Source organism: Streptomyces sp. NPDC017936, assembly GCF_044328485.1.
Lineage (GTDB): Bacteria > Actinomycetota > Actinomycetes > Streptomycetales > Streptomycetaceae > Streptomyces.
Genome location: NZ_JBIRHK010000012.1, coordinates 60,713 through 77,500 on the forward strand (window position 1 = coordinate 60,713; position 16,788 = coordinate 77,500).

General features: G+C 73.6%; 14 protein-coding genes and 3 tRNA genes. 8 read left to right on the forward strand and 9 right to left on the reverse strand.

Translation table 11 applies throughout. The features are described 5' to 3' along the window. Positions 1–52: 52 nt before the first annotated feature. The 5 genes from ACH4F6_RS24475 to purS all read right to left on the reverse strand — a co-directional run bounded on the left by ACH4F6_RS24475 (position 53) and on the right by purS (position 4,554). Complete coding sequence (locus ACH4F6_RS24475) at positions 53–850, reverse strand: sterol carrier family protein (protein WP_397962449.1); 798 nt, start codon at positions 848–850, stop codon at positions 53–55. A gap of 10 nt (positions 851–860) precedes the next feature. After that, positions 861–1,262: a M23 family peptidase gene (locus tag ACH4F6_RS24480; RefSeq protein ID WP_397962450.1), complete on the reverse strand. Its 402-nt coding sequence runs from the start codon at positions 1,260–1,262 to the stop codon at positions 861–863. Positions 1,263–1,358: 96 nt separating this feature from the next. After that, complete coding sequence (purL, locus tag ACH4F6_RS24485) at positions 1,359–3,617, reverse strand: phosphoribosylformylglycinamidine synthase subunit PurL (RefSeq protein ID WP_397962451.1); 2,259 nt, start codon at positions 3,615–3,617, stop codon at positions 1,359–1,361. Beyond that, positions 3,614–4,294, reverse strand: coding sequence for a phosphoribosylformylglycinamidine synthase subunit PurQ (purQ, locus tag ACH4F6_RS24490; RefSeq protein ID WP_397962452.1), 681 nt, complete (start codon positions 4,292–4,294; stop codon positions 3,614–3,616). Before purQ ends, purL begins: the two co-directional genes overlap by 4 nt. Further along, positions 4,291–4,554, reverse strand: a complete 264-nt coding sequence (gene purS / locus ACH4F6_RS24495) for a phosphoribosylformylglycinamidine synthase subunit PurS (RefSeq protein ID WP_391696662.1) — start codon at positions 4,552–4,554, stop codon at positions 4,291–4,293. The genes purQ and purS overlap by 4 nt, the downstream gene beginning before the upstream one ends. Positions 4,555–4,928: 374 nt before the next feature. On the opposite strand from purS, the gene ACH4F6_RS24500 reads away from it, so the two are divergent. The 8 genes from ACH4F6_RS24500 to ACH4F6_RS24535 all read left to right on the forward strand — a co-directional run bounded on the left by ACH4F6_RS24500 (position 4,929) and on the right by ACH4F6_RS24535 (position 9,593). Beyond that, positions 4,929–5,246, forward strand: coding sequence for an Lsr2 family protein (locus ACH4F6_RS24500; RefSeq protein WP_397962453.1), 318 nt, complete (start codon positions 4,929–4,931; stop codon positions 5,244–5,246). 136 nt (positions 5,247–5,382) lie between these two features. Next, positions 5,383–5,454 (forward strand) — tRNA-Gly (locus ACH4F6_RS24505). Positions 5,455–5,534: 80 nt separating this feature from the next. Beyond that, positions 5,535–5,607 (forward strand) — tRNA-Gly (locus tag ACH4F6_RS24510). A 126-nt stretch (positions 5,608–5,733) separates the two neighbouring features. Beyond that, entirely contained in the window at positions 5,734–6,738 is a 1,005-nt protein-coding gene (locus ACH4F6_RS24515) for an ABC transporter ATP-binding protein (protein ID WP_397962454.1), read from the forward strand. Beyond that, positions 6,735–7,547 carry an ABC transporter permease gene (locus ACH4F6_RS24520; protein ID WP_397962455.1) on the forward strand — a complete coding sequence of 271 codons (813 nt, stop codon included), beginning with the start codon at positions 6,735–6,737 and terminating at the stop codon, positions 7,545–7,547. Before ACH4F6_RS24515 ends, ACH4F6_RS24520 begins: the two co-directional genes overlap by 4 nt. Positions 7,548–7,600: 53 nt before the next feature. Next, entirely contained in the window at positions 7,601–8,893 is a 1,293-nt protein-coding gene (locus tag ACH4F6_RS24525) for a sensor histidine kinase (RefSeq protein WP_397962457.1), read from the forward strand. Continuing rightward, positions 8,890–9,498, forward strand: coding sequence for a response regulator (locus tag ACH4F6_RS24530; RefSeq protein ID WP_397962458.1), 609 nt, complete (start codon positions 8,890–8,892; stop codon positions 9,496–9,498). Before ACH4F6_RS24525 ends, ACH4F6_RS24530 begins: the two co-directional genes overlap by 4 nt. Before the next feature lie 22 nt (positions 9,499–9,520). Continuing rightward, a tRNA-Gly gene (locus ACH4F6_RS24535) sits at positions 9,521–9,593 on the forward strand. 199 nt (positions 9,594–9,792) lie between these two features. Here the strand turns inward: ACH4F6_RS24535 and ACH4F6_RS24540 are convergent. The 4 genes from ACH4F6_RS24540 to purD all read right to left on the reverse strand — a co-directional run bounded on the left by ACH4F6_RS24540 (position 9,793) and on the right by purD (position 16,623). Continuing rightward, positions 9,793–10,692 carry a phosphoribosylaminoimidazolesuccinocarboxamide synthase gene (locus ACH4F6_RS24540; protein WP_397962460.1) on the reverse strand — a complete coding sequence of 300 codons (900 nt, stop codon included), beginning with the start codon at positions 10,690–10,692 and terminating at the stop codon, positions 9,793–9,795. A gap of 96 nt (positions 10,693–10,788) precedes the next feature. Further along, complete coding sequence (locus tag ACH4F6_RS24545; protein WP_397962461.1) at positions 10,789–12,294, reverse strand: N,N-dimethylformamidase beta subunit family domain-containing protein; 1,506 nt, start codon at positions 12,292–12,294, stop codon at positions 10,789–10,791. A gap of 411 nt (positions 12,295–12,705) precedes the next feature. After that, a complete protein-coding gene (locus ACH4F6_RS24550; protein ID WP_397962633.1) occupies positions 12,706–15,054 on the reverse strand; it encodes a hypothetical protein in 2,349 nt (782 codons plus the stop codon). A 315-nt stretch (positions 15,055–15,369) separates the two neighbouring features. Then, a complete protein-coding gene (gene purD / locus ACH4F6_RS24555; RefSeq protein ID WP_397962462.1) occupies positions 15,370–16,623 on the reverse strand; it encodes a phosphoribosylamine--glycine ligase in 1,254 nt (417 codons plus the stop codon). Positions 16,624–16,788 lie beyond the last annotated feature (165 nt).

A 16,788-nucleotide genomic window follows, 5' to 3' on the forward strand; every position in this document is an offset into this window, starting at 1 on the left:
CCGGTTCCCCGCGTCCCCCCGGTCCCGGGCGGGGGCCGTGCCGCGGTCCGGCTCAGCTCATCAGCGGCAGCAGGTGCGCGAGGTCCGCGCGCTCGCCGCTCGCGCTCACCTTCGCGTCCTCGACGGCGTCCTTCCAGGCCAGCCGCCCGGTCGCCAGCCGGATCCAGGTCAGCGGGTCGGTCTCGACCACGTTGGGCGGGGTGCCGCGGGTGTGCCGGGGGCCCTCGACGCACTGCACGACGGCGTACGGCGGGACGCGCACCTCGGTCGCGCCGCCGGGCGCCTTCACGGCGAGGGCGTCGGCGAGGAGGCGGGTGGCGGCGGCGAGCGCCTGGCGGTCGTACGGGACGTCCAGGCCGGGGACCGCGGCGTTGAGGTCGTCGGTGTGGACGACGAGCTCGACGGTGCGGGTGACCAGGTAGTCGGCCAGGGGCAGCGCGCCGGCGTTGGTCCGGAGCAGCCGGGTGCCGGGGTGGGCGTCGAGCTGCTCGGAGAGGCCCTGCGCCACGCCGGTGAGGTAGGCGTCCGGGTCGGGGTTCCGCTCGGCGAGCCGGCGGGTGAACTCGTCGATGGCCGCGGCGTCGGCGGAGGTCGCGAACGGCCAGTCGAGGACCGTGGCGTCCTGTTTCGCCGGCTCCGGCAGGTCCAGGGACCGGCCGATCGCCGTGAGGGCCATCCCGATGTGCGCGACCAGTTCCCGCACGCTCCACCCGTCCAGGCGCGTGGGCAGGTCCAGTTGCTCGGGAGCGAGGCCGCGGACGGCGTCGTGGACGTGGCCGAGCTGGCCGAGGACGGCCGTACGGATCTTGGCCGGGTCGTAGGTGCGGGCGCGCTTCTTGGCCGGGGACATGAACGGCAGCCTATGCGCGCCGCGGCACCGCCGGAGGCGTCTCGAGGATCTCCCCGTTGCGGGGCGCTCCGAGCCCGCGCCCGGTGAAGGGGATGCCGCGGGCGGTGTCCGGGGCGGGGCCGTCCGTCAGCGGGAAGTGCGGGTGGGGCTCGGTGGGGCTGCCCGAGTCGCCGCACCGGGCCGGCGGCTGCCCGGCGCCCACCCGGTCGCCCTCGCGGACGGTGAGCGAGCCGCGCCGCAGAGGGGCGTGGAGCGCGTGGGCGCCGTCGCCGAGGTCGAGGGCGGCGTGGTCGCCGACGACCCGCTCGGCACCGGACGGGTCGCGCGCGGACGCCTCCGCGGTCGTCAGGTGCGGCGCCCCCGGCGGCGAGGTGCGGCTGAGGTGGTCGCGCTGCCCGCCGACCGCACGCACGACGCCGGCGTCGGCCCCTGCGAGCGGCGGAACGCCGGAGGCGGGGCGGAGCCCCCGTCCGGCGGACCGGACGGGGGCTCCGAGGGCGGTACGGGACTAGGCGAGCAGCGCCGGGATCGTCCGCTCGTGCACCTCGCGCAGCTCCTCCAGGGTGAGCGTGAACTCGCCCTGGACGTCCACGGTGTCGCCGTCGACGACACCGATGCGGGTGACCGGGAGGCCCCGGGCGCCGCACATGTCGTTGAAGCGGACCTCCTCCGAGCGCGGCACGGCGACGACGGCGCGGCCGGCCGACTCGGAGAACAGGAACGTGAACGCGTCGAGCCCGTCCGGTACGACCAGGCGCGCGCCCTTGCCGCCGAGCAGCGCCGACTCGACCACGGCCTGGATCAGGCCGCCGTCGGACAGGTCGTGCGCGGAGTCGATCATGCCGTCGCGGGAGGCGGAGATCAGGATCTCGGCGAGCAGCCGCTCGCGCTCCAGGTCGACCTTCGGGGGCAGGCCGCCGAGGTGGTCGTGGACGACCTGGGACCAGGCCGAGCCGCCGAACTCCTCGCGGGTGTCGCCGAGGAGGTAGAGCAGCTGGCCCTCCTCCTGGAAGGCGACCGGCGTGCGCCGGGCCACGTCGTCGATGACGCCGAGGACCGCGACGACCGGGGTCGGGTGGATCGCCGCCTCGCCCGTCTGGTTGTAGAGCGAGACGTTGCCGCCGGTCACCGGGGTGCCGAGCTGCCGGCAGGCGTCCGCCAGGCCGCGGACGGCCTCCGCGAACTGCCACATGACGGCCGGGTCCTCGGGCGAGCCGAAGTTCAGGCAGTCGGAGACGGCGAGCGGCTTGGCGCCGGTGGTGGCGACGTTGCGGTACGCCTCGGCGAGCGCGAGCTGGGCGCCGTGGTACGGGTCCAGCTTGGCGTACCGGCCGTTGCCGTCGGTCGCGATGGCGACGCCGAGGCCGGTCTCCTCGTCGATGCGGATCATGCCGGAGTCCTCGGGCTGGGCGAGGACGGTGTTGCCCTGCACGAAGTGGTCGTACTGCGAGGTGATCCACTTCTTGGAGGCCTGGTTGGGGGATCCGACCAGCTTCAGGACCTGGTCCCTCAGCTCCTCGCTCGTCCTCGGCCGGGGCAGCTCGTTCGCGTCGTCGGCCTGGAGGGCGTCCTGCCACTCCGGACGGGCGTACGGGCGCTCGTAGACCGGGCCCTCGTGCGCGACCGTGCGCGGGTCGACGTCGACGATCTTGCCGCCGTGCCAGTAGATCTCCAGGCGGTCGCCGTCGGTCACCTCGCCGATGACGGTGGCGATGACGTCCCACTTCTCGCAGATCTCGAGGAAGCGGTCGACCTTCCCCGGCTCGACGACCGCGCACATGCGCTCCTGCGACTCGCTCATGAGGATCTCCTCGGGCGAGAGCGTGGAGTCGCGCAGCGGAACGTCGTCCAGGGTGACGCGCATGCCGCCGGAGCCGTTGGAGGCCAGCTCGGAGGTGGCGCAGGACAGACCGGCCGCGCCGAGGTCCTGGATGCCGACGACCAGCTTCTCCCGGAACGCCTCCAGGGTGCACTCAATGAGGAGCTTCTCCTGGAAGGGGTCGCCGACCTGGACGGCCGGGCGCTTGGAGGGCTTCGCGTCGTCGAAGGTCTCGGAGGCGAGGATCGACGCGCCGCCGATGCCGTCGCCGCCGGTCCGGGCGCCGTACAGGATGACCTTGTTACCCGCGCCGGAGGCCTTGGCGAGGTGGATGTCCTCGTGCCGCATGACGCCGATGGCGCCGGCGTTGACCAGCGGGTTGCCCTGGTAGCAGGCGTCGAAGACGACCTCGCCGCCGATGTTCGGCAGGCCCAGGCAGTTGCCGTAGCCGCCGATGCCGGCGACCACGCCGGGCAGCACGCGCTTGGTGTCGGGGTGGTCGGCGGCGCCGAAGCGCAGCGGGTCGACGACCGCGACCGGGCGGGCGCCCATCGCGATGATGTCGCGCACGATGCCGCCGACGCCGGTGGCCGCGCCCTGGTAGGGCTCCACGTACGACGGGTGGTTGTGCGACTCGACCTTGAAGGTGACCGCGTAGCCCTGGCCGACGTCGACGACACCGGCGTTCTCGCCGATGCCGACGAGGAGGGCGTCGGACTGCGGGGCCTTCTCGCCGAACTGGCGGAGGTGGACCTTGGAGGACTTGTACGAGCAGTGCTCGGACCACATGACGGAGTACATGGCGAGCTCGGCGCCGGTGGGGCGCCGGCCGAGGATCTCGACGATCCGCTCGTACTCGTCCTTCTTCAGGCCGAGTTCGGCCCAGGGCAGCTCGACGTCGGGGGTCGCGGCCGCGTGCTCGACCGTGTCCAGAGGCGTCCGGCTCATGCGTTGACCAGCTTCTTGAGGATCGAGGTGAAGAAGGGGAGGCCGTCGGTGCGGCCGGACCCGATGAGGGGCTCCACGGCGTGCTCCGGGTGCGGCATGAGGCCGACGACGTTGCCGGCCTCGTTGGTGATGCCGGCGATGTCGCGGAGCGAGCCGTTGGGGTTGACGTCGAGGTACCGGAACGCGACCCGGCCCTCGGCCTCCAGCGCGTCGAGCGTGTACGCGTCGGCGACGTACCGGCCGTCCATGTTCTTCAGCGGGATGTGGATCTCCTGGCCGGCGCTGTAGTCGGCCGTCCAGGCGGTGTCCGCGTTCTCCACCCGCAGCTTCTGGTCGCGGCAGATGAAGTGCAGGTGGTCGTTGCCGAGCATCGCGCCGGGGAGCAGGTGGGCCTCGGTCAGGATCTGGAAGCCGTTGCAGATGCCGAGGACCGGGAGGCCGGCCTTCGCCTGCTCGATGAGGGGCTCCATCACCGGCGAGAAGCGGGCGATGGCGCCGGCGCGCAGGTAGTCGCCGTAGGAGAAGCCTCCGCACAGCACGACGGCGTCGACCTGGTGGAGGTTCTTGTCCTTGTGCCAGAGGGCGACCGGTTCGGCGCCCGCGAGGCGGATCGCGCGCTGGGTGTCCCGGTCGTCCAGGCTGCCCGGGAAAGTGACGACGCCAATACGAGCGGTCACTTCGCGGCCTCCGCGACTTCCTCGACCTTGACGGTGAAGTCCTCGATCACGGTGTTGGCGAGGAAGGATTCCGCAAGATCGTGGATGCGGGCGAGGACGGCCTCGTCGACCGGACCCTCGACTTCCAGCTCGAATCGCTTTCCCTGACGTACGTCGGAGATGCCTTCGAAACCCAGCCGCGGCAGTGCGCGCTGCACCGCCTGGCCCTGGGGGTCGAGGATCTCCGGCTTGAGCATGACGTCGACTACGACGCGTGCCACTGGCACTCCCGGTGTTGTGGTGCTGAGCAGGTTCCTGCAGGTGTCCCCGACAGGCACCTTCAGCGTACCCGCACAAAATTTCTACGCGAGTAGAGTTGGAGGAATCTACGTGAGCGCGATCACGATCGGGGAACGGAACGGGTGACCGGACGGCCGTTCATGAAAAGTTCCGGGAAAGATCCCACCGGTACCCGGCTTCCCTATTGCGCCGGGACACGCTGGCAGATTTAGTCGAACGTCACATTCCATTGGCGGGCACTGTACAAATGAAATGGCAATAGCCGATACTTTGCCCCATAACAGGCGGACAGCCGACAACTCCGTGACGTCTTGGCACGTCATGGCGGAGCTGTCGCACGAAGGGACCGATATTCGTGGCGCAGAAGGTCGTGGTCACTCTCTTTGACGACATCGACGGCTCGGAAGCGGCGGAGACGATCGCCTTCGGACTCGACGGCAAGTCGTACGAGATCGACCTGAATGAAGCCAATGCCGGGAAACTGCGTGAGGCGCTCGCGCCGTACGTGGAGGCCGGCCGCAAGCGGTCGAGGTCCGGCAAGGCGTACCAGCAGACCGAGGTCGCGCCCGACCCGGCGGCCGTCCGGGCCTGGGCCCTGGCCCACCGGATGGAGGTGCCCGCACGCGGGCGGATCCCCAAGAAGGTCTACGAGGCGTTCGCCGAGGCCCGGTGACCCGACGCGGACGGACGTCCCGGGGCCCCGTCGGCGGGCCCCGTGGACAACCGACTTGCGCTACCCCCCACATGGTCGGCTAATGTCTGGAGCACGCCGCCGGGCGGGGCCGAAAAGCCCAGCTCACGGAGGCCGTGCGGGTGTAGTTCAGTAGCAGAACATCCCCCTTCCAGGGGGAAGGCGCAGTGTGCAATTCCTGTCACCCGCTCCGCACCGCCGTCCCGACCACTCCGGTGGATCAGGTAGGCTGGTGCTCGCGCCGATCGGTGAGAGCCGGTCGGAGGCAATGCGGACGTAGCTCAGTTGGTAGAGCGCAACCTTGCCAAGGTTGAGGTCGCGAGTTCGAGCCTCGTCGTCCGCTCGGGAAAGAGACCCCGGTCCCCTGGACCGGGGTCTTTTCGTGTGCCCGCGGGCTCCTGACATTTGTCATACGGAGCGGTGACAGCGCGCACTGCCGCCCGGGCCCGGCGGCCGGGACGCTTGAGCCATGGAAGCCAGGAACACGGAAGAGCACGTGATAGAGGTCACGGACCTCCGGCGTGTGTACGGGGGCGGGTTCGAGGCGGTGCGCGGAATCTCCTTCCACGTCGGCCGGGGGGAGATCTTCGCGCTGCTGGGCACCAACGGGGCCGGCAAGACGTCGACGGTGGAACTGCTGGAGGGGCTCGAGCGGCCCGACGGGGGAGAGATCCGGGTCCTCGGGCACGACCCCCACGCCGAGCGGGCCGCCGTACGGCCGCGCACCGGGGTCATGCTGCAGGAGGGCGGCTTCCCCTCCGAGCTGACCGTCGGCGAGACCACGCGGATGTGGGCCGGCTGTGTGAGCGGGGCCCGGCCGGTCGGGGAGGCGCTGGAGCTGGTCGGACTGGCCGGCAAGGCCGGCGTGCGGGTGAAGCAGCTGTCCGGGGGTGAGCGGCGGCGGCTCGACCTGGCGCTGGCGCTGCTCGGGGAGCCGGAGGTGCTGTTCCTCGACGAGCCGACGACCGGACTCGACGCGGAGGGGCGCCGGGACACCTGGGCGCTGGTCCGGGCCCTGCGCGACGCCGGGACGACGGTGCTGCTGACCACGCACTACCTGGAGGAGGCGGAGGGCCTCGCCGACCGGCTGGCCATCCTGCACCAGGGGCGCATCGCGGCCGCCGGGACACCCGCCGAGGTGACCGCCGCCCAGCCGTCCCGGATCTCCTTCGAGCTGCCCGAGGGCTACTTCGTCGGCGATCTGCCGCCGCTGGGCGAGCTGGGGGTGTGCGACCACGAGGTCGACGGGCGCTGCGTCCGGCTGCGGACGCGGGAGTTGCAGCGGGCGGCCACCGGGCTGCTGGTGTGGGCCGAGCGGGCCGGGGTCGCCCTGCGGGGGCTGGACGTGCGGTCGGCCTCGCTGGAGGAGGCGTTCCTGCGGATCGCGCGGGAGGCGTCGGATGCGCCGGGTGCGGCGGGTTCGGCGGGTTCGGCGGGTTCAGCGGGTTCGACGGGGACGGAGGTCGCGGCATGAGCGGTGTGACGGTCAGGGGACCGGTGAGCGCGGACGGGAGGCCGGTGACCACGACGGCCGGCCGGATGGCCGCCCTCGCGCGGGCCGAGCTGACGCTGCTCGGCCGGAGCAAGGCCACGCTCATGACGGCCGTCCTGGTGCCGCTCGCGCTGCCGTTCAGCCTGCGGTCGGTGGTCGACGAGATGGACGTCGGGAAGGCGGGGCTCACCGTCGGACTGGTGCTGCTGCCGGCCGCGGTCGGGTTCTCGCTGCTGTTCGGCGTGTACGCGGCGCTCACCGGCATCTACGCGGCCCGGCGCGAGGAACTCGTGCTGAAGCGGCTGCGCACCGGTGAACTGCGGGACACGGAGATCCTCGCCGGTTCCGCGCTCCCGGTGCTCGCCACGGGGCTGGTCCAGAGCCTGGTGCTCGCGGCGGGCTGTACGGCCTTCCTCGACCTGCCGGCTCCGAAGGCGCCCCATCTCGCCGTACTGGGGGTGCTGTCGGGGCTGGTGATGTGCGGGGCGCTGGCGGCGGTCACGGCGAGCGTGACCCGGAGCGTGGAGAGCGCGCAGGTGACGACGCTGCCGTTCGTGCTGGTGTCGATGGTCGCCTCCGGGGTGAGCGTCCCGCTGGAACTGCTGCCCGACCGGGTCGCCTCCGTGTGCGAACTGCTGCCGCTCAGCCCGGTCGTCACGCTCGTCCGCGGCGGCTGGACCGGTGACCTCTCGGCGTACGAGGCTCTGGGCACCCTGGCGACCGCGCTGGCCTGGACGGTGATCGCGGTGTTTGCTGTACGGCGGTGGTTCCGGTGGGAGCCGCGACGCTGACGGCCCCGGGGGACGGGGGCGCCGACATGCCGGGGAACGGGGGCGACGCACACATGCGCAGGCCGGGGGGGTGGTGGCGGCGGAAGAGCACACCGGCGAAGGTCGAGGCCTACACACGGTGGTCCTACCACTTCTTCGCCGTCGCCGAGTTCACGTCGGTGGGGGTGCCGTTCGGCGGCGGCATGTGGACCGGGAGCGGGCTCGTGCTGCCGGTCGTGATGGTCGCGCACTGCGTGCTCTGTGCGGTGACGGCGTCCCGGGCGTTGGACTGGGTGTGCGGACGCCGCCCCCGGCCCGTCCGGCTGCTGTGGACGCTCACCGCCGCCGGCGCCGTGGTCGGCGCCGTCGCGATGTGGCTCGCCGAGCACGGACCGGGCGGCGAGGACGTCGACACCGCGGCCGGCGGGGTGTTCGGGGTCGCCCTGATCTTCGGGGCGGGCACCACCACGCTCGGCGTCCGCGGGTGGCGGCGCGGGTCCGCGGTCGTCGTCGGTTACGCCCTGGGCGCGGGAGCGTTGGCGTTCCCGTTCGGGCTGCCCGGTGCCGCCGTCCTGGTCTCGATGACGGCGGTGCTGATCGGCGGCGCGTTCCTCACCGCCACCTCCGGCTTCTCCGTCTGGCTGCTAGAGGCCGTCTACGCGCTCGACGAGGCCCGCGAGACGCGCACCCGGCTCGCCGTCGCCGAGGAACGGCTGCGGTTCGGGCGGGACCTGCACGACGTGATGGGGCGGAACCTGGCGGTGATCGCCCTGAAGAGCGAGCTGGCCGTGCAGTTGGCCCGGCGCGGGCGGCCGGAGGCCGTGGAGCAGATGATCGAGGTGCAGCGGATCGCGCGGGAGTCGCAGCGTGAGGTGCGGGACGTCGTCCGCGGCTACCGGGAGGCCGACCTCGGGGTGGAACTCGCGGGCGCTCACGGGGTGTTGACGGCGGCCGGGATCGAGTGCGCGGTGCGGGCCCCCGTCGGCGAGACCGACCGGCTGCCCGCCGAGGTGCAGTCGGCGCTCGGCTGGGTGGTGCGGGAGACGACCACCAACGTGCTGCGGCACGGGGACGCCGAACGGTGCTCCGTGGGACTGCTGGTGACGGAGGGACGCGTGGTCCTGACGGTGGAGAACGACGGCGTGCAGGCCTCCGGGGAGGGGACGACGGCCCCCGGCGCCCCGGCGGGGTCTCCGGGAGGGGGAGGCGTGGACGCCGGCGGCGGGTCGGGACTCGCCGGGCTGCGGGAGCGGCTGGCGCGGGTGGACGGGACGCTGGAAGCGGGTTTCGCCGGGGCCGGGACGTTCCGGGTGGTGGCCGAGGTGCCGCTGGGAGAGGCGGCCGTGAGGAAGGAGGTCTCCGCATGACCGTGCGGGTGCTGCTCGCCGACGACGAGCATCTGATCCGGGGCGCGCTCGCCGCGCTGCTGTCGCTGGAGGACGACCTGACGATCGTCGCCGAGGCGGCCACCGGTCCGGAGGCGCTGGCCATGGCGCGGGCGCACGAGCCGGACGTGGCCGTCCTCGACCTGCAGATGCCGGGCGCGGACGGTGTGAAGGTCGCCACATCCCTGCGGGCCGAACTGCCCGCCTGCCAGGCGCTGATCGTCACCAGTCACGGTCGGCCCGGGCATCTGAAGCGGGCGCTCGAGGCGGGTGTGCGCGGGTTCGTCCCGAAGACGGTGAGCGCGCAGCGGCTCGCCGAGATCATCCGGACCGTGCACGCCGGGAACCGCTACGTCGACCCCGAGTTGGCCGCCGACGCGATCGCCGCCGGGGACTCGCCGCTGACCTCGCGGGAGGCCGAGGTGCTCGAACTCGCCGCCGACGGGGCGCCCGTCGCGGAGATCGCCGAGCGGGCCGCGCTGTCGCCGGGGACCGTGCGGAACTACCTCTCGTCGGCCGTCTCCAAGCTCGGGGCGGAGAACCGTCATGCGGCGGTGCGACTCGCTCGCGAGCGAGGTTGGGTATAGTTGCTTTCGCACCACGGTGCACGCGGACGTAGCTCAGTTGGTAGAGCGCAACCTTGCCAAGGTTGAGGTCGCGAGTTCGAGCCTCGTCGTCCGCTCCGGATCAGACCCCCGGTTTCACCGGGGGTTTTTTCGTGCCCCGTCCGGGGCGGGGCCGGCTGCCCCCCGGTCGTCATCGGGGGGCAGCGTGGCGGATCGCCGGGGCCCCCGCGGGGGTTGCCGGGAGCTGCGCGTGGGTCGCCGGCGGCTTCCGCGCGGATCGCCGGGGGCTTCCGCGCGGGACCCGGGGCTTCTTCGTTACGTCCAGCTCATGCCCGTGAGGCGCTCGTACGCCTCGACGTACTTGGCGCGGGTGGCGTCCACGATCTCCTGCGGCAGCTCCGGCGGCGGCTGCTCGCTCGCCCGGTCCCAGCCGGACGCGTCCGAGGTCAGCCAGTCGCGCACGAACTGCTTGTCGTACGACGGCTGCGCGCGGCCCGGCTCCCACCGGTCGGCCGGCCAGAAGCGGGACGAGTCCGGGGTGAGGACCTCGTCGGCGACGACGAGGGTGTCGCCCTCGTAGCCGAACTCGAACTTGGTGTCGGCGAGGATGATGCCCCGGTCGCGGGCGATGTCGCGGGCGCGGCCGTAGACGGCGAGGGTCGTCTGGCGCAGCTGGGCGGCGGTGTCCGCGCCGACCTGGCGGGCGACCTCCTCGTAGGAGACGTTCTCGTCGTGCTCGCCGACGGCGGCCTTCGTGGCCGGGGTGAAGAGGGGGGCGGGCAGCTCGGAGCCGTCGACCAGGCCCTCGGGGAGGGCGAGGCCGCAGACCGTGCGGGACTCCTTGTACTCGGCCAGGCCCGAGCCGGTGAGGTAGCCGCGGGCCACGCACTCCACCGGGACCATCCGGAGCGGCTTGCAGACCAGGGTGCGGCCGGCCCAGTCGGCGGGGGCGCCGGCCGGGAGCTCGGTGCTCAGGACGTGGTGGGGGACCAGGTCGGCGAGCTGGTCGAACCACCACAGGGAGAGCTGGGTGAGGATGCGGCCCTTGTCCGGGATCTCGGTCGGCAGCACCCAGTCGAAGGCGGACGTGCGGTCGCTGGCGACCATCACGAGGTCGCCCGCCTCGTTCCGGTACAGCTCGCGCACCTTGCCGGTGTGGAGGTGCACCAGGCCCGGTACCTGCTGGGGCTCGGGCTTTTCTACGAATCCGGACACGGTTCCTCCCCGTGGTTCTGTCCAATGGCTTGATTGTTCCTTACACCAGGATTGATCGAGGACAGAGGGTCGGAGGCCGCGGTCGGGGCGCGGGCGTCAGTCGTGCTTGCAGATGCGGTCCAGGAGGTTCGCGGTGGCGCGCTGGATGCGGGGGTCCACATGGCCGGGGCGGTCCAGGGCCGGGGACCAGGCGAAGGTTCCGGAGGCGAAGACCAGGGCGCCGGAGGGGGCCCGGTAGAGGGAGGTCTCCTGGTGGCGCAGGACGCCCTGGCCATCGGTGTACGGGGAGTGGGCGAGGAGGGTGCGCTCCTCGTGGGGCGGGAGCGGGGTGCGGGGGAAGTAGCGGTCGGCCTCGCCCGCGACCAGGCCCTCGATGGCTTGGCCCTCGTGGGCGCCGGTCGACTCCCAGAGCCAGTGGTCGGCGTTGCGGACGATCAGGGGGTGCGGTTCGGGCACCCGGCCCGCGTACTGGATCCCCAGGACCTGCTGCTCGGCGCGGTCGACGTCCCGCCAGAGGACGGAACGGCCGGGCCCCTTGCGCTTGCGGCAGGTCAGGAGGCGGCCGGGGACGCCGGAGGGCGACGGGCCCAGCTCCACCTGCCAGTACAGGGTGTTGGCGGAGAGGAAGACCAGCGAGGTGCCGCTGTCGCGGGCGACTTCCACGGTCCGGCGCATGGCCTGCGACCAGTACTCGTCGTGGCCGGGGAAGAGCAGGCCGCGGTAGCGGGTGGGGTCGACGTGGCCGGCGTGCAGGTCGCGGGCGTCCGCGTAGGCGAGGTCGTAGCCGTAGCGCTCGGCCCAGCGGATGACGTCGTAGGCGTGGCCGACGTGGAGGGGGAGGCCGGAGCCGGCGTAGGGGCGGTCGAAGGAGACGGTCGTCGCGGCGTCGGCCTCGCCCAGCAGCCGGCCGTTCTCGTCCCAGGCGTGGTAGAGGCTGGCGCCGGTACGGCCGTCCTCCGGGTACAGGTTGTAGGCCTGCCAGGTGACGTCGGGCAGCACCAGGAGCAGGTCGGCCGGGCGGGTGTCGCGGACCGTGAAGGGGATGTGCGAGCGGTAGCCGCCGACGGTGGTGAGGACGGCGACGTACGCCCCCACCTTCCAGTCCGACGGGACCTGGAGGCGCCAGGAGAGCCACCAGTGGTGGCAGGAGACGGTGCGGTCGGCGGTCAGCGGCGGGGGCTGGACGATGCCGGAGAGGCGCGGGCTGGTGGTGATCTTGGCGGCGCCTTCGCCCCGGTAGTGGCCGATCCGGTAGATGTCGACGCTGAATTCCTGCGGCGGGTCGACGGTGACGTGGAAGTCGGCGGCCTCGCCCGGAGCGACCGCGCCGGTGGAGATGAAGCCCTTGATCTGACGGCGCACGTCGTCCGCGGAGCGGGGGCCTCCGGCGCTCCGGGGCGACGGGATCCGGGGGGCGGACTCCGGGGACCGCGTCGGGGCCGGAACCGGCATCGGGTCGACGTACCAGGGGACCATCTGGCCGGTGTCGCCGAAGTACGTCTCGCCGCCGCGCAGCCAGGGGAGGGGACCCTGTCCGAAGGGGTCCGTCACGGCGTGCGCCAGCGCTCCCGACTCCCACCGGCGGATGTGGTCCTGTCCCATGGTGCTCCCCTCCCTGTGGCTCCCCGTGCCGGTGTGCCGTGCGGTGGTGGTCCGCCGCCGCGGCGGGTCGGCCGTCGCGGCGGGTCGGCCGTCGCGGCGGGTGTCGCCCGCGTGGCGGCTTCGTCGTGTGCGGTGCTGCCGACTGGTGCTGCGGGGCGTCCGTGGTGCTTGACGTGCCCTGGTGCGCGTCGTGCGGGTGGTGCCGACGGCGCTGCGGGGCACGGTCGTTCGTGTGGCTGTCCTATGTCACACGCCCATGCCATGGGCGTGAACGATCCCAGCACATCACATAACGCGCGCAGACAGTCACTATTCGTTGCGAATTGGCCGAAAGTGGAATTGAACACTCCGTTGTCCGCAGGTGGTGTGCGGGTGGCTCCGCCGGCGCGCGGGTGACTTCGTCGGCGCGCGTCAGCCGAGGCGTACCGGCTTCTCCGGGCGTATCCCCAGCTCCACCAGCCAACTGCGCAGCGGGGCCGCGTCGCCGTCCTCGACCAGGCTGAGGACGCGGGGCGCCAGGTCGGTCACCCGCATCCCGTCGACCAGGAGCGTCGGGCCGTCCAGCCAGTCCAGACCGGGTGTGGCTCCCACGGTGTCCATCGCGGCGCAGCAGACCATCGCCGTGACGTGGTCGGTGAGCAGTTCGCGGTCGGTGCGCGGCGGCTGGAGGGGGAAGAGCGGGAGCGTGCCGCCGTCCCCCAGGGCGGCCGGGTCCGCGCCCTGCCCGGCCGCCGGGGCGCCCACCGGGTCCGGCGGCGGCGCGGCCTCGGTCTCCTCCCGCGCCACTTCCGCGCCGAGACGCGCGGCGAGGGCGGCGCTGCGGGGGTTGGGGGCGGGGAGGTCTTCGTCGCCCCCCGGGCCGACGGGGGCGGCGGCGGGCGGGGTGGTGTCGGGGCCGGGGGTGGGGGTGGTCCCGACCGGCGCAGCCGGTGACGGCGCGGGGGCTTCCGGGGTGGCGGCCGGGGCGCCCACCGCCCCGGCGACCGGGCTTTCCCCCGTGGTCGCCGGAGTGCCCGCTCCGGCGACCGCGTTTTCCGCTGTGGTCGCCGAGGAGTCCGCCTCGACGGCCGGGGCTTCGGGGGTGCGAGCCGGAGCACCTGTCGGGTCGGGGGCGCCGGCGTCCGTGGCGGCGGACCCGGAGACGTCCGTGGAGACGGGAGACACGGGCCCGGAGACGTCCGTGGAGGCGGATCCGGAGGCGTCCGCGGGGACGGCTCCCGAGGTGATCGCCGAGGTAGGACCGGAACCGTCCGTCGCAGTGTCCGGCGCCGCGGTCGTCGGAGCGGACGCGGAACCGTCCGCGGCGGCCCTAGGCGGGGCGGTCACGTCTGAGGACCCGGTACCGCCCGTCGCAGCGGCCGGTGCGGTGGCCGGTGGGGCCGGGGTGGCGGCCGGCGCCGTCGGGGTGGCGGTCGGCGGGGTCGTCGGGGTGATCGTCACGGTGGTCGGGGGGCGGTGGGCGTTCCAGCGTGGTGCGTCGGGGTCCGTGCCCGTCAGGTGGTCCAGGACCCGGGCCAGCGTCGGGCCGTCGGAGGCCGGGGTCGTGGGATCGGGCGGGCGACGGACGCCCAGGGCGTCCAGGACGCGGTGGAGACGGGCCGCGTCGGTGCGCCACTTGCGGTCCACGACCTCGTCCGGGTACTCCTGCCAGTCCACCGGCGACCAGCCGGGACCGGGCTCCGGCGGGCCGCCGTGGAAGAGGCGGGCGGCCAGCAGGGAGGCGGCCTCGTCGACCGCGCCGGGCTCTTCGAGAAGGTCGCAGGCGGGGCGTTCACCGAGACGGGAGGCGAAACCCTCGGCCAGCCGGTCGCGCCGGGACAGCTCCGTCAGGGCGGCGACGACCCCCGCGTCCAGCCGGGACGGCCAGCGGCCCATCCGCCAGGCGGGCAGCGCCACGCGGGTGAGGAGCCGGTCCCAGCCCGCGTAGGCCAGGCCCACCTGTTCCTGGGCGACGATCCGCAGGCCGTAATCCACAGCCTGTGCACGCTCGGCGGCCGCCGCCGCCACGCCCCGCTCCATCTCCGTCGCGTGCGCCCGGCAACTGCGGAGCAGCAGCCGGGCGACCCAGCCGATGCCCGCGCAGACCAGGCGGACACCGGGACAGCGGTCGCGGTCGGCGGAGACGGCCACCGCGGCGTCCAGTCCGCGCACGAAGCGCCGGGCGGCCGCTATGTCGGGGTGCGCCGAGGGTCCCGTACCGGCGACGACCGGCGCGAGGACGGCGCGCAGCTCGCCCACCCGCATCCACCACAGGAACGGCGAGCCGATGACGAGGACGGGAGCGGTCGGCGTGCGGCGGTGGAGGTGCCGGCCCGGCCCGGCTATCTCGTCGGGGCCCCGGGACACGGGCGGACCGTGGGCCGGATGGGCCCGGTCCTCCAGCCAGCTGTCGCAGTCCGGGGTGAGCGCTATCGCGGACGGCGCGGGGACGTCGAGCCGGTCGGCCAGGTCACGCACCAGCCGGTACAGGTCGGGAGCGGCGGTCTCGGCGATCGCGACCGTGGGGCTGACGGCGGGACGGGCACGGGCGACGACCAGGGCCACGACGCCGGCGGCCGGCAGCACGAGGAGCGCGAGCACGGACAGGACCCAGCGGGCGACGTCCCAGCCGGGACCCACGAGGTGCCCGGCGGACCCGCCCGCCAGCAGGATGACGGCCGCCGCCGCGGGCAGCAGCGCCACCGCGAGCGCCCGGCCGCGGATGCGCAGCACGGCCAGCGCCCGGGCCCTGGCGGCCTGCGCGCCCGCTTCCCTTGCCATACCGGTCACGGCCGGACCTCACCCCCTCCCCTCAGTCCTGACTTTTCGGCTCTTGCCCACTCCCCCACTGTGGCACCCGCGACTGACATCGCAATGCCGGTGGGCCAAGTGCCGGAACGCTTGCGCCGCACCCTAGTTGGCCCCCCGCCCTCCGTCAGCCGGATGAGCCCGCGCTCACTCGATGGAATGGCTCTGGGGAGAGGTGGATGACTGTGGGCAAAGAGCAGGCCCCGGATCCCATGGCGCTGCCATGGGGAATCCGGGGCCCGGAAAGTCGAGGTCAGGGACCTGGGGAAGGCGCCCGCCCGCGAGCCGCTACGCGCCCGCCGCCGCCTTCTCGGCGATGTCCGTGCGGTGCTGGGAACCGTCGAGCCCGATCCGCGCGACGGACCGGTACGCCCGCTCGCGGGCCTGCGCGAGGTCCTTGCCGGTCGCCGTGACCGAGAGGACCCGGCCGCCGGCGCTGACCACGGCGTCGCCGTCGCGCTTGGTCCCGGCGTGCAGGACGTAGGCGTGCGGCGCGTCCTCGGCGGCCACCTCGTCGAGGCCGGTGATCGGGTCGCCGGTGCGCGGGGTGTCCGGGTAGTTGTGCGAGGCGACGACCACGGTGACGGCCGCCTCGTCGCTCCAGCGCAGGGGCGCGAGGTCGCCCAGGTTGCCGGTGGCGGCCGCCATCAGGACACCGGCGAGCGGGGTCTTCAGGCGGGCCAGGACGACCTGGGTCTCGGGGTCGCCGAAGCGGGCGTTGAACTCGATGACGCGGACGCCCCGGCCGGTGATCGCGAGGCCGGCGTAGAGCAGCCCGGAGAAGGGGGTGCCGCGGCGGCGCATCTCGTCCACGGTCGGCTGCAGGACGGTCCGCACGACCTCGTCGACGAGCTTCGGGTCGGCCCAGGGCAGCGGGGAGTACGCGCCCATGCCGCCGGTGTTCGGGCCCTCGTCGCCGTCCAGCGCGCGCTTGAAGTCCTGGGCGGGCTGGAGCGGGACGACCGTCTCGCCGTCGGTGATCGCGAAGAGGGAGACCTCGGGGCCGTCGAGGAACTCCTCGATGACGACCCGCTCGCACCCGGCCGCGTGCGCCTTCGCCACCTCGACGTCGCCGGTCACCACAACGCCCTTGCCGGCGGCCAGGCCGTCGTCCTTGACCACGTACGGGGCGCCGAAGGCGTCGAGGGCCTCGGCCACCTCGTCAGGCGTGACGCACACGTAGGAGCGGGCGGTGGGCACGCCGGCCGCGGCCATCACGTCCTTGGCGAACGCCTTGGAGCCCTCCAGTTGCGCGGCCTCCCCGGAGGGGCCGAAGACCGGGATGCCCGCTTCGCGCACGGCGTCGGCGACCCCCGCGACGAGCGGGGCCTCGGGGCCCACGACCACGAGGTCGGCGCCGAGTTCCCGGGCCAGCGCGGACACCGCGCCGCCGTCCAGGGCGTCGACCTGGTGCAGCTCGGCGACCTCGGCGATGCCGGCGTTGCCGGGGGCGCAGTGCAGCGCGGTGACGGCGGGGTCGAGGGACAGTGAGCGGCACAGGGCGTGTTCGCGGGCGCCGCTGCCGATGACGAGGACGTTCACGGGGGCCAGCCTAACGGGCGTCGGCCGGGGTGCTTTGTGCGGGCTTCCGAAGGGAGGGGCGCGGATCGTTCGTAGGTTCCTCCGACACGGGGCCCGGACGCGGAAGCTCGCGCGGGCGGGCGTCAGGCGCGCGGGCACGGGCCCGGCGCGGGGACACGAGCCCGG

Excerpts from the sequence above, each read along its gene's own strand:
- ACH4F6_RS24515 (WP_397962454.1), top strand. The coding sequence starts at position 5,734 with ATGGAAGCCAGGAACACGGAAGAGCACGTGATAGAGGTCACGGACCTC.
- purL (WP_397962451.1), bottom strand. The coding sequence starts at position 3,617 with ATGAGCCGGACGCCTCTGGACACGGTCGAGCACGCGGCCGCGACCCCC.
- ACH4F6_RS24525 (WP_397962457.1), top strand. The coding sequence starts at position 7,601 with ATGCGCAGGCCGGGGGGGTGGTGGCGGCGGAAGAGCACACCGGCGAAG.
- ACH4F6_RS24530 (WP_397962458.1), top strand. The coding sequence starts at position 8,890 with ATGACCGTGCGGGTGCTGCTCGCCGACGACGAGCATCTGATCCGGGGC.
- ACH4F6_RS24550 (WP_397962633.1), bottom strand. The coding sequence starts at position 15,054 with ATGGCAAGGGAAGCGGGCGCGCAGGCCGCCAGGGCCCGGGCGCTGGCC.
- ACH4F6_RS24475 (WP_397962449.1), bottom strand. The coding sequence starts at position 850 with ATGTCCCCGGCCAAGAAGCGCGCCCGCACCTACGACCCGGCCAAGATC.
- ACH4F6_RS24545 (WP_397962461.1), bottom strand. The coding sequence starts at position 12,294 with ATGGGACAGGACCACATCCGCCGGTGGGAGTCGGGAGCGCTGGCGCAC.
- ACH4F6_RS24520 (WP_397962455.1), top strand. The coding sequence starts at position 6,735 with ATGAGCGGTGTGACGGTCAGGGGACCGGTGAGCGCGGACGGGAGGCCG.